Annotated in this window: 16 protein-coding genes and 1 riboswitch; of the genes, 8 read left to right on the forward strand and 8 right to left on the reverse strand. The window is 68.2% G+C overall.

Translation table 11 applies throughout. From position 1 onward, the window contains the following. Window positions 1-188: 188 nt before the first annotated feature. Complete coding sequence (locus ABEB07_RS20840) at window positions 189-1,154, reverse strand: DUF1152 domain-containing protein (RefSeq protein WP_345669747.1); 966 nt, start codon at window positions 1,152-1,154, stop codon at window positions 189-191. 130 nt (window positions 1,155-1,284) lie between these two features. Between ABEB07_RS20840 and ABEB07_RS20845 the strand changes: the two genes are divergently transcribed. The 6 genes from ABEB07_RS20845 (at window position 1,285) to ABEB07_RS20870 (ending at window position 5,680) form a co-directional block, all read left to right on the forward strand. Continuing rightward, the gene (locus ABEB07_RS20845) at window positions 1,285-1,875 is read left to right on the forward strand and encodes an SMI1/KNR4 family protein (RefSeq protein WP_345669748.1); all 591 of its coding nucleotides are present in this window, start codon (window positions 1,285-1,287) and stop codon (window positions 1,873-1,875) included. Window positions 1,876-2,350: 475 nt separating this feature from the next. After that, entirely contained in the window at window positions 2,351-2,665 is a 315-nt protein-coding gene (locus tag ABEB07_RS20850; RefSeq protein WP_345669749.1) for an MFS transporter, read from the forward strand. 301 nt (window positions 2,666-2,966) lie between these two features. Next, the gene (locus ABEB07_RS20855) at window positions 2,967-3,398 is read left to right on the forward strand and encodes a hypothetical protein (RefSeq protein WP_345669750.1); all 432 of its coding nucleotides are present in this window, start codon (window positions 2,967-2,969) and stop codon (window positions 3,396-3,398) included. 268 nt (window positions 3,399-3,666) lie between these two features. After that, a riboswitch (guanidine-III (ykkC-III) riboswitch) is annotated at window positions 3,667-3,734 on the forward strand. 11 nt (window positions 3,735-3,745) lie between these two features. Next, complete coding sequence (locus tag ABEB07_RS20860) at window positions 3,746-4,624, forward strand: MBL fold metallo-hydrolase (RefSeq protein WP_345669751.1); 879 nt, start codon at window positions 3,746-3,748, stop codon at window positions 4,622-4,624. A gap of 69 nt (window positions 4,625-4,693) precedes the next feature. Further along, window positions 4,694-5,281 carry a histidine phosphatase family protein gene (locus tag ABEB07_RS20865; RefSeq protein WP_345669753.1) on the forward strand — a complete coding sequence of 196 codons (588 nt, stop codon included), beginning with the start codon at window positions 4,694-4,696 and terminating at the stop codon, window positions 5,279-5,281. A 21-nt stretch (window positions 5,282-5,302) separates the two neighbouring features. After that, window positions 5,303-5,680, forward strand: coding sequence for a hypothetical protein (locus tag ABEB07_RS20870; protein ID WP_345669787.1), 378 nt, complete (start codon window positions 5,303-5,305; stop codon window positions 5,678-5,680). Between the two features lie 361 nt (window positions 5,681-6,041). On the opposite strand, the gene ABEB07_RS20875 is transcribed toward ABEB07_RS20870, so the two are convergent. The 3 genes from ABEB07_RS20875 to ABEB07_RS39250 form a co-directional block, all read right to left on the reverse strand. Further along, complete coding sequence (locus tag ABEB07_RS20875) at window positions 6,042-6,575, reverse strand: hypothetical protein (RefSeq protein WP_176147666.1); 534 nt, start codon at window positions 6,573-6,575, stop codon at window positions 6,042-6,044. Window positions 6,576-6,963: 388 nt separating this feature from the next. Continuing rightward, window positions 6,964-7,161 carry a LysR family transcriptional regulator gene (locus tag ABEB07_RS20880; protein WP_345669754.1) on the reverse strand — a complete coding sequence of 66 codons (198 nt, stop codon included), beginning with the start codon at window positions 7,159-7,161 and terminating at the stop codon, window positions 6,964-6,966. 72 nt (window positions 7,162-7,233) lie between these two features. Further along, on the reverse strand, window positions 7,234-7,584 hold the full coding sequence (locus ABEB07_RS39250; RefSeq protein WP_425589045.1) for a nuclear transport factor 2 family protein: 351 nt from the start codon (window positions 7,582-7,584) through the stop codon (window positions 7,234-7,236). Between the two features lie 291 nt (window positions 7,585-7,875). Between ABEB07_RS39250 and ABEB07_RS20885 the strand changes: the two genes are divergently transcribed. Continuing rightward, window positions 7,876-8,115, forward strand: a complete 240-nt coding sequence (locus ABEB07_RS20885; protein ID WP_164584226.1) for an XRE family transcriptional regulator — start codon at window positions 7,876-7,878, stop codon at window positions 8,113-8,115. A 110-nt stretch (window positions 8,116-8,225) separates the two neighbouring features. On the opposite strand, the gene ABEB07_RS20890 is transcribed toward ABEB07_RS20885, so the two are convergent. From ABEB07_RS20890 to ABEB07_RS20900, 3 genes are all read right to left on the reverse strand, one after another. Further along, window positions 8,226-8,852 (reverse strand): hypothetical protein, encoded by a 627-nt coding sequence (locus tag ABEB07_RS20890; RefSeq protein WP_345669755.1) that lies wholly within the window; start codon window positions 8,850-8,852, stop codon window positions 8,226-8,228. A gap of 613 nt (window positions 8,853-9,465) precedes the next feature. After that, window positions 9,466-10,542 carry an adenylate/guanylate cyclase domain-containing protein gene (locus ABEB07_RS20895; RefSeq protein WP_345669756.1) on the reverse strand — a complete coding sequence of 359 codons (1,077 nt, stop codon included), beginning with the start codon at window positions 10,540-10,542 and terminating at the stop codon, window positions 9,466-9,468. Further along, on the reverse strand, window positions 10,539-10,967 hold the full coding sequence (locus ABEB07_RS20900) for a universal stress protein (protein ID WP_425589046.1): 429 nt from the start codon (window positions 10,965-10,967) through the stop codon (window positions 10,539-10,541). Before ABEB07_RS20900 ends, ABEB07_RS20895 begins: the two co-directional genes overlap by 4 nt. Before the next feature lie 429 nt (window positions 10,968-11,396). Between ABEB07_RS20900 and ABEB07_RS20905 the strand changes: the two genes are divergently transcribed. Next, window positions 11,397-12,005 carry a hypothetical protein gene (locus ABEB07_RS20905; protein ID WP_345669759.1) on the forward strand — a complete coding sequence of 203 codons (609 nt, stop codon included), beginning with the start codon at window positions 11,397-11,399 and terminating at the stop codon, window positions 12,003-12,005. A gap of 234 nt (window positions 12,006-12,239) precedes the next feature. Here the strand turns inward: ABEB07_RS20905 and ABEB07_RS20910 are convergent, their stop codons facing one another. Next, window positions 12,240-13,013, reverse strand: a complete 774-nt coding sequence (locus tag ABEB07_RS20910) for a ribosome-inactivating family protein (protein ID WP_345669760.1) — start codon at window positions 13,011-13,013, stop codon at window positions 12,240-12,242. Between the last annotated feature and the right edge of the window lie 10 nt (window positions 13,014-13,023).

A 13,023-nucleotide genomic window follows, 5' to 3' on the forward strand; every position in this document is an offset into this window, starting at 1 on the left:
TGTCGTTCGTCGTCATGTTCTCCGCGGCTCCCGGAGGTTCGTTCGATCCGGTGAGAGCAGGCCGCCATGTCCTTGATCTTCGCGACACCTGCCGGCGGGCCGCAGCGTACCCTGCCGCCTGCGCGTCCACGGGTGTCGGCAACCGTGCGCACAGGGGCGGGTAGCGTTCGCCCGTACCGGTGGAAGGCTCAGTGGGGGAATGCCTGCGGGGGGCGCTGACGGGGCAGCGTGGTGCGGAACTCCTCGATCACGGAACTCACCTGCCGCATCAGCGAGGTCCGTTCCAACAGACCGAGGTAGAGATTGCGGCGGGCCAGTCCGGGCAGGTCCACGCAGAAGTACAGCGCCATCAGCGGGTTGATGAACAACGTGCTGCCCTTGGTCCTCTCCGTGAACCGCACGTCGCCGAAGTCACCGCGCACGGCGGCGGCGACGGATCCGTTCACGATGCTCGGGTGGCTCGCGGTGTGGCGCTGGGCGTGCGCCACCGCGTCGAGATACAGCGCGCCCTCCCGCCCTGCCCCGAGCAGCGAGAATGCGCCCAGATAGGCGCCGTCCCGGTCCAGAGCGGCCAAGTTCTCCAGCACGAGCGAGTGGTTCACGCCGTGATAGGCGTCCACCCCGAAGCCGAGGCAGGCCACCAGCCGGTGCGGGACCTCGTCCAGCCTGCTCACGGCGGCCAGGCTGGCCATGTCCTCCTCCGGGGTGCCGAGACCGTGCTCGTCTCCGCGCATCAGGATGTCGGTCCCGCCGTCCACCAATACGACCGCGTCGACACCGCCGAGATGCGTGATCAACCTCCGGTAGGCCGCCCGCAGCGGACCGACCCCGATGCTCGGGAACGCATACACGGTCGACGGAAGATCCTGCGTCGCGAGCCACTGGGCCAGCGTCCGTTCGGGGAAGTAGTCGCCTCGGAGCGGGGTGTCGGGCCCGACGGCCGCGACGTCCTCATCCACCCACACATCGAGGTCCAGGCCGTACAGGTTGGCGAACGACAGGTTGGCGAGGTGCACCTCCTTGCCCGCCGACCGCAGCGCGAGCGCGAGCGGCAGCCCGGCGTACACGTCGAAGCCGCCGCCCGCGCCGGCGATGAGCACCCGTCGCGTATCGCGCAGGCGGGTGAAGAACGCGGGTTCCCCCAGAGAGATCACCGCAGGACGGTAGCAGGAGGACGAGCCGACTCCGGGCTCGATCAACCTGCCCTGCGTTGTCGCACGGGACGGGGCGAGCCTTTTGTGTGGTTCTCCCACCCAGACGCAGGCGGTTACGCACACTCTGTCGGTGGTCGAGTTCAAGGCGGAGCAGTATTTTTTCGTGGCAAGGTCTTCCGCTGGCCTTCAACGGGTGGAAGAAGCGGTGTTGGAAGAGTCGTGCGAAGGACTTCACTTCATGAGAACGATCGCAGTTGAGGCGGCAGAGTCGGTAATCGATCTGATCTACTCCAACGAGGACACGGCGAATCATGCCGACGGATGTCGCGAACAACTCATCGACCGGGCGGAACACGAGATGGGGCTTCGGTTCCCGCCGTCCTACCGTCGCCTCATCGAGGAGTTCGGTACGTGGGAAGCAGCCCCCACAGAGTTCCCCGGCCTGTATCAGACGCCAGCAGGGGGAGACAGTCTGCTGGGCACGGTCGCTTACACCTTGGAAGACCGCGAGGCACTCAGGCTCCCGCATCACCTGATGGTCGTCATGCACGATGACGTGTGGGGTGTTGTGGTACTCGACACCTCACGGCCCGATCGGGACGGTGAATGCCCGGTATACGCCTGGAACCCCGGAGTTCTCGACGGCGGACTCATGGAGAAGATCGCGGACAACTTCGGGATCTTCGCTCTGAACGAATGCCGCCAGGCAATCGGCAATTAACGAAGCCTTTTCCTTATGCGGCGGGTGGCGTGATCCGCCACCCGCCGCGCCCAGCCGATGAGCCATCCGCCAGGTCCCCGCCCCCCGCGCGATCGAGCGGCTACGTCGGCTACGTCGGCTCACGCCGCGCTATAGCCGACTCCCACTCCAGCGCGCTCCTTCCACGCCGTACCGCCATCAAGAAGCGGGGCTGGGGCGAGGGCCTGTCCGGTGACGACTGAGCGGATCGCCGACGCCACCACGACGTCCCGGGATCGGCAACAGATGTTGGCCGTTCAAGGCTGCCGGCCCCAGCATGAGGACGCGGATGACCACCATGTAGCGGACCAGCCGGCTCGACGGACCGCAGGTGCCTGCCGGCCTCGATCCGCGTGTCCGAACCTTCGTACAAGAAGCCCGCGCATGTCTTCGACCACGCCTGGGAGTGTGCGGCCCTCAGCCACAGGAGGCCGCCGCCCGCACGGGATCCGACCGGATGCCGTTCGCGGTCCACCTGCTCGCGTTCAGCCTCTTCGCGATGGGCAGCGCCGAGTTCCTGCTCGCCGGCGTCCTGATCTCCGCCTTCGCTGTTGGCGTCGTGATCGGTGGCCCGCCCCTCGCGGTTCTCACCCTGCGCCGGCCGCGCCGGACCACCCTGGTGGTCTCCCAGACGCTGCTTGCGATCGGCGTCGCCATCGGTTTGCCGGCCGACGATTTCACCGCCCTCATCGTCACCCGCTTCCTTTGCGGTCTCACCTATGCCGGCTTCTGGGCCGTCGCCGCCGTCGCCGGTCAACGGCCCGGTCTGTGACGGCGCGCCGTACGTCCGGACCCGGCCGTCCCGCCACGCGACGGCCGGCAGACGCAGGGCCGCCCGGGGCCGGCGCCGCGACCGACACACCCGCGGCCGCCCGTTTCGCGCACCGGCCGCACGCGCGCCTGCGGCCACCCGGCCGTGGCGTACCACGGCGGCGGTGCCATCGGCGTCGCCGCCGGTCAGATGCCCGGCCGCCGGGCGAGCACCGCCGGTGGCAGCCCTGCGACCGATCGCGTCAGTCGCGCAGGGATCAAGGCCGTGTACCGGGAGTGAACCTTGCACATAGGGTGTTGGCATGTCGCTGAGCCACATAACCCTCTCGTCTGGACATTCGATCGAGCTCACCGAGCTGCGCATGTCTTCGACCTACGGAGGGATGCTGGAGGGCTACCCGTGCAAGCTCATCAATGACATGAAGGTCAGGAGCCTCCAAAGACAGGCTGAACGTGCGTTCACATCCAGGCCAGTTCACCTGGTCCTACCTTCCCGCGAGTACCCGGACGAGACTGCCGGCGCCTTCGGCCCCGTTGAGGTACTTCCTTCCGTGGCCTGCATCGGGCTCTTCCGCTCGACAGCGGTCGCCTCTGAACTTGACCCGGTACTGCACCGTTCCGCTCTCACCGTGGTCTGGTTCCAGACCGGCGTGGATGTCCCGTCGGGCGAGGACGCCGATCTTGGACTGCGCAGCATTTGCTGGGAGGAGCTGGCGCAGGACTACGAGCTCTAGCGACAGGTGCCCATGAAAGCCACTCGTTGATGTGCCGACTCGAAGGAGACGGCGTCCACCACGCCATGCACAGCATTGCCCGGAGGCATAACCTCACCCTCGCCGGACAGGACTGCGGGCCCCGCGGCCGCAAGCACGCCCGAGCAACCTGAATGAGGACCTTCCAGGCTCTCGCAGTGGAGGTCACGTTGAGGGTCCCAGCGCAGAGCGATGCCGCTGCGCCCACGCAGGGCCAAGAGCAGCCGCTCAGCGTCGTGGTAGCGTCGCCGCGGAGGCTCGTAGGTGCCTGCCCCGGACGAGATGTGCGCCGTACACGGCCCGCCAAGACGACGCACTGAGGAGGCGTCGTGGACGTAGGCACACCTTCTGCTGATTCCGCCGGCTCGTTTCCCTCGCCTCGCGAGTTGGACGTCCGTTGGATCCACGGCTCACCATCAGCCAAGCACAACTCCGACCCGGACATCCAGGTCTACGCGTTCGACGAGCATACGGTCATCCTGAGACAGAACATGGCGATCAACTACGAGGCGCCGTTCCTGTTCCTGCTCTTCGGCGATGCCCAGGCAGTGTTGATCGACACCGGCGCCACCGCATCCGCACAGTTCTTCCCATTGCGCAGGCTGGTTGACGAACTCGTCGAGGACTGGCTCGCCCGCCACCCCCGGCACAGGTATCACCTGCTGGTGCTGCACACCCATCCCCACGGCGACCACATCGCGGGGGACGGCCAGTTCGCCGACCGCCCCGACACCACGGTGGTCGGCGCAGAGCTCGCCACCGCCTGGAAATATTTCGGTTTCGACGAGGATCCCACCGCCGTGGCGCAGGTCGATCTGGGAGACCGCGTGCTCGAGTGTCTGGCCACTCCTGGGCACCACCAGGCAGCAGTCACGTTCTACGATCCATGGAGCGGGTTCCTGCTCACCGGCGACACGGTCTACCCTGGCCGGCTCTACATACAGGACTGGCCTGCCTTCGCCCGGACCATCGACCGACTGATCGAGTTCTCCGAACGCCGACCGGTCACCCACGTCCTGGGCTGCCATATCGAGATGACCACCGATCCAGGCGTGGACTACCCGATACGCACCACCTACCAGCCCGACGAACCCCCGCTGCAGATGACAACCGGCCACCTGCACGAGATCCGTGCCGCACTCAACGAGATCGGCGACCGGCCCAGGCGACGCGCCTTCCCCCTCTTTGTTCTCTGCCCGGGCGATTGAGCTCGCACAGCGAGGCGAACGCGGTGAAATCGAGTCGGGATGCCTCAAGATCAGATAGCGTACGTGGCTATGGGTGCGCTGATAGTGATCAGGCATGGCCAGACCGAGTGGAGCCTGTCGGGGCAGCATGCTGGGCGGACTGACGTCGCGCTGACGGCAGCGGGCGAGGCCGCGGCCAGTGCTCTCGCTCCGAGACTGGCCCACCGCCGTCTGCTCGCCGTGTTCAGCAGCCCACTGAGCCGTGCCATGAGGACGGCCGAACTCGCCGGCCTGACCAGTGCACAGCCCGATCCCGACCTGCTGGAGTGGGACTACGGCGGCTACGAAGGCCTGACCGCCGAGCAGATTCGCGAGTCAAGGCCGGACTGGGACCTGTGGCGCGACGGCGTGATTCCAGGCGACGCCGACCACCCTGGCGAGGAGCTGGCGCAGGTGGCCGCGCGCACTGACGCGGTGCTGAACCGCATTCGTCCGCTGCTGAGCGACGGCGACGTCGCCGTCGTGGCGCACGGCCACCTGGCGCGTATCCTCACCGTCCGCTGGCTCGGTCTCGACGCGTCCGCGAGCCGACTGCTCGGCCACCCGCATCCGGGCACGCTCAGCTTCCTCGCCACCGAGGACGGGCGACCCGTCCTCTCCGCCTGGAACGTCCCGTAGCCCGAGCCCGCCGCGTCAGATCTGCCGCGCGAGGCGCCGGAAGCCAATGAACCTTGGTACCGCGTTCGCACAGATCGGTTCGAGGCGTCATTCCTGCCCAGCGTCGGCGAGGATCTGGATGCCGTCTGCAACGTCGACGTGGAGGTGCGGCTGACAGCGGACGGATCCCGCTGGAGCGCGACCATGTTCACACTCGCCGAGGTCGAGCGCCTCATGAAGAGGTGGTCTCAAACAGGCGAGGAGTTGGGCGGCCGCTACTTCTGGTGCTCTGACGGACTGATAGTCCGGGACCCTGGCATCGACAACATGACCCAGGTACTCGCCGGCCTGATCGACGCCGGTGACTTCGCGCAGGTTCTTCAGCGACTCGATGACGAGTATTCCGCGCCCTCATTCTGAAACGATGAGTAAAGCGGCCCCGTCTTCCTTCGGACGAGGCCGCGATCACAACCGCCACTGCGCCAGATCAAGATCCCGAGGCGGGTGCGGCGGCCCGACCGGAGTGCACGGACCCGCACGATGTGCCCACTGCCACAGACCGAGGACGTGCTCGCGAACATCCGTTGCAGTGTGCGCCCGTCCGACTCAGCTCCGCGCGAGCGGAAGTGAGCCGTCACGTGACGATCTGAGCGACGGAGGAAAACCCCGGACGCTCGGCCTTGGGGCTTGTCTACGCCTCGCGGTCCGGCGGGACCAGCAGTGGACGAACGAGCCTCTGGCCTGCGCGCCTCTGATCGCGCAGAGGACCAGGGGCAGCCTGCTATTCGCTCTTGACCTCCAGCGCCCCTCGCGCCAGACCGATGAACCTGACGTAGGCCTCCCGGAAGTCCCGGTAGGCAGCGTCGTACGCGTCCCGGCACTCAGGACTGTCGTCACCGAGTAGCGCGTTGAGTCGCTGCTGCACGCGCCGTGCCATGTCCCTCACATGATCCGCAGCATCGGACACAGCGGCAGGACCATCGAGCCGGATCTCGTGCATCGCCCTGTTCATGTCCCCGATGGCCGGGCCGATGCACTCGTACATCTGCGTCAGGAGCCTGCCCCTGCTTGCAGGGTCACGGGCCGTATCGACGTCGTCCATCTGCCACGTGACCACGTTGAACGCGTGCACGCAGCTCATCATTTCCCGATATGCGGATCGGCGCCGCTCACGCTCGTCACGCAGGGCCTCTGCCCTTGTGGCTGTTTCGGCTTGCGCCCGCGCTGCGCGGAAGGTCGCCCGCGCGGTGATGTAGCTGGCTCCGAGTGCAGTCAGTGCAGTGAGGATGCCGACCCACAGTCCGCTGTTCGCCATGGTCGGAAAGTTTGTCAGCCGAGGGTGGCAGTGAGACAGACTGCAAGCCGCTCGTTGACCGTCACCATCGACGGCCAGGTCCCCCCACGAACTGGACGTCGATGGGAGATGCAAAGTGGCCACTGACACGGTGCCGTGTCCGGCAGCGCCTCCCTCTCCCGCGTTCACGCCCGCAGCACCTGGAGATCAACGGCGGTCATAGACCATGTCTGACAACCCGACCGCGCAAAGGGGGTAGCGGGCGGAAAGGATGCCCCCGGTGCGTACGAGGAGTTCCCCGGTTCACGGGGCGGTGAAGCCGATTCGCAGCACGCCTCGGACCGGTGCGTAGGCATCCCTCGCGTTGGCGACAGCGCGCTGAATCGGCTGATACGCGGGCAATAGGTCGTCACGGAGCTGGCGGCGCAGTGGTGAGGGCGACGCGGCGGCTTGCAGCGCTCGAACAACGCGCCACCATCTGACGCTCAAGCGCCTTGATCGTTTGGCTGACCCGGCCGGGAGAGACGTGCAACCGTTCGGCGGCACGTGCGAAATGCAGTTCTCCGGCCGGCGTGATGAAGGTTGCGGTCTCGTGCCGCTCCACCACGCCCCCATCCGTGACGGCGATGCACTCTGGCTGGCGCCCCCGACCGTAGGTCGACCCCGGCGAACGGACATGTCACCATGGCAGACGCGCTCGGCGAGCGCCTCGTGCAGATCTTCGAGGTGCAGGGACAGTCGAGCCACCCCCTGCGCAAAGGCTCACGCGGTGGACGGCCGACATGATCGCGCAGTCCTGTGCCGCGGAGGGTGAGGCGGAGATACTGCAACCGTCAGCCGTCCTGATCAGTGCGGCGTCGGTATGGCCGGCGGCGAGGAAGGCGCTCTCCGAGTCGTCTGCCAGGACGTGGATGCTCAGCTGGGCGCCACGAACAGTGGCCCGTGCGCCGTGGATCTCGATGACGGCGTTGATGCACAGATACACGGTTCGGTCGAACAGCGCCGTCCTTTGCCGGACACGGGCAGACAGCGGTACATCAGATCGATGATCTCAGCGCGGCCGGTCAGAGCCTGCGACTGTCGCCGTATCTAGTCGGTGTCCATGGCGGCAGAATCCTCCCGCAAGCGCACCTGAGCTCGGCACATCAGTTCGAGTTCGATCGACCGACCCGGTTCTGCCCGAGGCGTGAATTCACCCGGGCGGCGTAGCAATAGCCCCTCGGGCTGGTTGCGACCGGGACGACGGTGGATGAGCGTCTGCTTGCGGGGCAGACGTGGCCCATCACTCCGTTGCAGGTCCCGCGAACCCGGAGGTGGGAAGATGGCCGACCTCGCTCAACTGCTGCACGACACGATGCGCCGGCAACGCCTGGACGCCCAGGCCCTCGCGGACAGGACCGGGATCCGCACTCCCCGCATCCGCGTCTTCGCTCAGGAAGGGGCCACCGGCCCGATCTGTCCCACCGAGCAGGAACTGCGAGAACTGGCCCTCGCGCTGGCCCTGCCTCTTCCCACGGTTCTCGACGCCGCCGGGCCGGCACCCGCGGGCGCACCCTCGTGACGCCCGGGGGAGTCCTGCGCATACCGCGGGACGCGGACGATCAGTCGCATGCGGCCGTTGAGCGCATGGGCTCTCTCCGCCCGATGCGGGTGAACAGCAGGGCTCCTTGTTCAGTGCAGAATGCTGACAGCGCGGGCGATCACCAGCAGTGAGGTGAGGAGGGCCGAGACGCTCTGGACACTCATCATGAGCTTGGCCCGGGCGGACAACGGCATGGTGTCGGTCGGGCTGAAGGCCGTGGAGTTGGTGACGGACACGTAGAGGTAGTCGGTCAGCGTGGGAACCCAGTCGCAGGCGCGGCTGGCGCCGTCGGCGACCTCTTCGACGGCGTCGTCGTTCTCGTCCTGCGAGAAGCGGAAATCGGCCAACGGCAGCTTATCGCGCGGAACTTGTGTGCGGCTGACGGGACCGCCCCGGTCCAGCTCCCAGTAAGCCAGGCCGAAGACGATGATGTTGGTGAGCCACACCTGCAACGCTGCGACCAGCAGTCCGCGGCCGTCCTTCACACCCGCGTAGACGAGTTCATGGATCAGCAGGCCGAGAGCGACGAGATTGCTCACCGCGATGACGGCGACCAGACCCAGCGACAGCGCGCGGAACGTCTTCGTCTCACGGGTCAGCCGCCTGGGGTTGATCGCGACGAGCGGAACGAGGAGAAGGACCTCCAGAACAGGCAGTACATAGCGCGGCGCGACAAGCAGCCGCTGCGGCAGGCCGAGGTACAGGACGATGGCCACGAGAGTGGCGATCGCCGCGGGTAGCCGGGCCTCCCCTCTGCGTTCGTGCCGCGGATGCCGGATGCGAGCCTCCGCACGCGTACGAGTCACGACTCCCCCCTCCGTTCCTCTCTGCCGACCGGCCCGGTGACACCTGCATCACGCGGACCGGCCCCACGACACGTGCGCGTGAGCAGGGAACGTCTGCCCCGAACAGCATCGTTCAACGCGCGGCCGCCGACCTCAGTCACGTGGAGCCGACTGGGGTCGATGACCGCGAGGCTGTGGGCCGTGACGAACTGGTCCTTCGTGAGCCGGTGCCCGTCTGCCCCCGCATGGCGTAGCAGTTCCAGCCAGTAGATCTGGCAGAAGGTCTGGAGTGCCCTGGCCCGGCGGTCGCTCTTGTCGAGCTTGCAGGCCTGGATGCAGCGGTCGGCGAACCAGGCCGGCAAGGTTCAGGTAGCCGGGTAGCAGGGGCCGCTGCGACCAGGCCGCGGTCGCCGCAAACGGTCCCGGGGTTGGCCGACCGGCAGCTCCGGGACCGGCTCCCGGAGCTCTAACGTCACCTCGAGGCCGGCTGCGGCCGACGCCGGTGGGCGTCCCGCCGTCAGGCTGCTCCGGCGCGGAACGCGCGTCAGCGACTCGCTCTCCGGTGCCCTTGCGAGGCGGGCCGCAGCAGCACTGGGCGCAGTCGGGGGAATCCGCGTACCGAGACCGGGCGCAGCCCTTTCAGTTCGTAGCCCGCCAGCCCGGCCAGTTCGCCGGAGAAGGCCGTGTCGACGAGGACGGTGCCGGGGTGGGCGACAGCGGTCAGCCGGGCCGCCGCGTTGACCGCGGTCCCGTACAGGTCGCCGTACCGGGAGAGGACCTGGCCGTAGGCGAGGCCGGTTCTGACGCGGGGCAGCTCGGATGCTTCGTGGGCTCGAGCGGTCAGCTCCAGTGCGATGTCCGCGGCGCAGGACGCCGACTCGCAGACGAAGAACACCTCGTCCCCGATCGTCTTCACCACCCGGCCGTGCCCCTCGGCGATCACGTCGCCGGTGATGCTCTCGAAGCGGTCAAGGACCTGTCCGAGTTCGGCGCCCTCCAGGCCGCGCGTCATCCGGGTGTACCCGACCATGTCGGTGAATCCCACGGCCTGATAACGGAGTCCGGCTTCACCGGGAAGCTCTGCGGGACCGGTCGTCGCCGCGCGCGAGTGGTCCTCCTCGACCGCCCCCGGCGCGGCCTGGAACCGTTCGGCGTGTCCGGCGAGGTGGCGGTGCCAGACGTACGTCTGCAACTCCTCCAGTTGCGGCAGCAGTTCCGCGGCCCGCTCCACCGGAGCGCCGTCGCCGCGGGCCCGGCCGAGCCACTCCCAGAAGGCGTCGATCTGCCACTCGGCCAGGCGTGAGAGGTGGTATCCCACGGTGCGTACCACCATGGTCTCGCTCTCGCTGGTCACCAGCCCCGCCTCGGTCAGGCGGGCCACTGTACGGAGTGCCTCGACGTCGGCGTCGGTGAAGAAGCGCTCACCGTCCCCCACCGCGGGAAACCCCAGCGCGCGCCAGATCCGCTCGGCCCTCTCCAGCTCCACCCCCGCCCGTTCGGTGACGTCCGTCCGCGTCCACCGTGCAGGGGCGCCCAGCACCAGGTCCCGCACGGCGCCGACGGACCAGCCCGGCAGGTCGGCCGGCCTTCCCGCCGTGGCGGCCTGATCCACGCCGCTCATGTGGTGTGCACGATCAGCACATCGCGCCCGGCTTTCCTCGCGATGTCGGCGGGCACGGACCCCAGGATGCGCCCGGCCAGCGAGCGCAGGCCGCGGTTGCCCACCACCAGCAGGTCCGCCGCCTGGTCGGCGGCCGTGTTCACCAGGGCGGGCACGGGATCGTCCTGCACGGCGAGGGAACGCACATCCAGCGCCCCCTGGTCGCGGGCGCGGTCCCGTGCGGCCCGAAGGGTCTCCTCGGCCGGGGCCGAGCCCACCACCTGGTACGCCTCGGCACCGAGCTGGTCCTGCGCCCGGGAGAGTTCCGGACCGCGCATCGGCTGGTAGGCGCACACGATGACGAGTTCGGCCCGACAGGCAGCCGCGAGCCGGGCCGCTCCCTCCACAGCGGCGAACGACGACTCCGACCCGTCCGTGCCGACCATGATGACTCGATAGGAACTCACACTGAACTCCCTTACCTATGACATGACTTACTCCAAAGTAAGCTTTCGCTGTGCGAGACGTAAAGGAGTTCGGGACGCGGGCGGTGAGGCCCCGTCCACACGGGCGACTGCTCGCCCTCGGACTCATCCACCCGACGGCCACGCTGGAAGAGGCCGGTGCGGACGACGCGTGTGGTCGCCCGAGTGGTTCGGAGTGGTTCGCAGTGGCTCGGAGTGGCGACCACCGCGCTGACGGCCGGCTGTCGCCGAGGGGCGGCGGCTCGGTGACGACAACCTGACGTCCGGCGTCCGCTCAAAGTCGGTCGCGGCACGACGCGGAAGGCCGTCCGCACGTAGACGGGTCCGGTGCGGGTACGCGGTTCGAGCGGGTGACCGCGTTCTGTGAACGGCCGGCGTGTGGGAGGGGCGATGGGCGGAGGCGGGGCGTGCGGGGTGCCGGACGAGGTGGACTGGCAGGGCGAGCACCGGTGGTACGACAGACCCTGGGTGCCCGTGGGTCTGTCGGTACTTCTCGTCGGCGGGACGGCGGCAGTGTTACTGCGGATCGGCCTGGGCGGTGCCGGAGCCGTGGGGGGCGTGGCCGGAGCCGTCGGCGGGATCGTCGGCGGGGTGTGGGCCGGCGCACGGGTGCGACGGGAGATCACCCGTGAGACAGGACTGAGCAGGCAGCAGCTCCCCGTCGTGGCACGCCGTCTGCGCAAGGAACACCTGCCGGCCGACAGGCGGGTCCAGCGGGCGATGGACCTGCTCGCGCGCCGCCAGCTTCGTCAACTGCGCCAGGGGCGACACACGTTTCCCCTTCTGTTCGGGCTGTACGTGTTGCTGGGGGCCGGCATGCTGGCGAGCGGCAACACCGCGTTCGGCCTGTTCTGGCTGCTGCTCGCCGCGTTCACGCTGGTCGCCGTCGCCGGCCGACGGCGTACGCTCGCCCGGCTGGTCCGGGTACGGGCACGGCTCGCAGCCACGACCGGCCCTCCGACCGGCCGCGCGGAATGTCCGCCCTCCGGCCCCGCCTGAATCCCTCCTCCGCCGCGGCCGCACATCTCGGCGCCGTGCCGACCGCCTGCGAGGACCTGGGCGCCGACGGCGTGCGGCTCCTCGTCGGACGCCTCGTCGTCACACGTGATCTCCGAGAGCGCCTCAGGGGCGGGCGGGGTGCCGTCGGCCGGGAGGCAGAACCTCATCGGACTTCTCCGAAGAGTCCCACCTGCACCCGTCTTCCCGCATCCGCCCGCCCGCGCCTGGCCGGGCCTACAGGTGAGCCGAGTTGGACAGCATCATGACCAGGACGTTGCGCACGTTCTGGATGTTGCGGAAGTGGCGGGTGCCCAGGACCAGCACGGCAGGGTTCTCGTGGTTGGTGAGCCGGCGGGTGAAGTCGGTCAGACGGCTCCAGTTGTTCTCCAGGATCAGGTCGTCGTTGGTTTGGCTGGCGCTGCCTGATCCCGGGATCGCGTTCAGGACGTCCTGGTACACGGGCTGGAAGCGGGCCCCCTCGGACGTCGCGGCGACGAGGGTGAGAGCGGCGGTGGCGACCTGCTGGTTGGAGACGTTCCCCGAGTCGTTCGCGAAGTTGTACAGGTTCTCCAGCGACTCACCGAGAGCGTGATGGCTGAAGCTGAGCTGGGCGCGCGTACGGGACGAGTTGTACTCGAGGTGCCCCCTTTCCGTCCCGTACCGGCCGTTGAACGGCAGGGTGCGCGCGTTGCGGTCCAGCTGGTGACCCAGGTCGAAATCGTTGAACTGCACCACGTCTCCCTGCCCCACCGAGAAGCCGCGCAGGTAGAGGTTGTCGGTGGTGTAGTGGAGGCTGACCTGGCGGTTCCCGGGAAGCAGCACGGTCATCGTCGCGATGTCGGCCTGATCGCTCGTCACCTGGAACGACGGGTCGGCCGGGTACGCGTGGCCGACCGACTGGCGCAGCCGGCTGATGGCCTGGCCGTAGGTGTTGCGGATCACCGAGGCATCGCTGCTCTGGAAGTCCCAGAAGAAGGAGTTCTGGACGGCCTGGGGTCGTACCGCCACGGCCGTCGGC

This window comes from Streptomyces similanensis (assembly GCF_039543625.1).
Lineage (GTDB): Bacteria > Actinomycetota > Actinomycetes > Streptomycetales > Streptomycetaceae > Streptomyces > Streptomyces similanensis.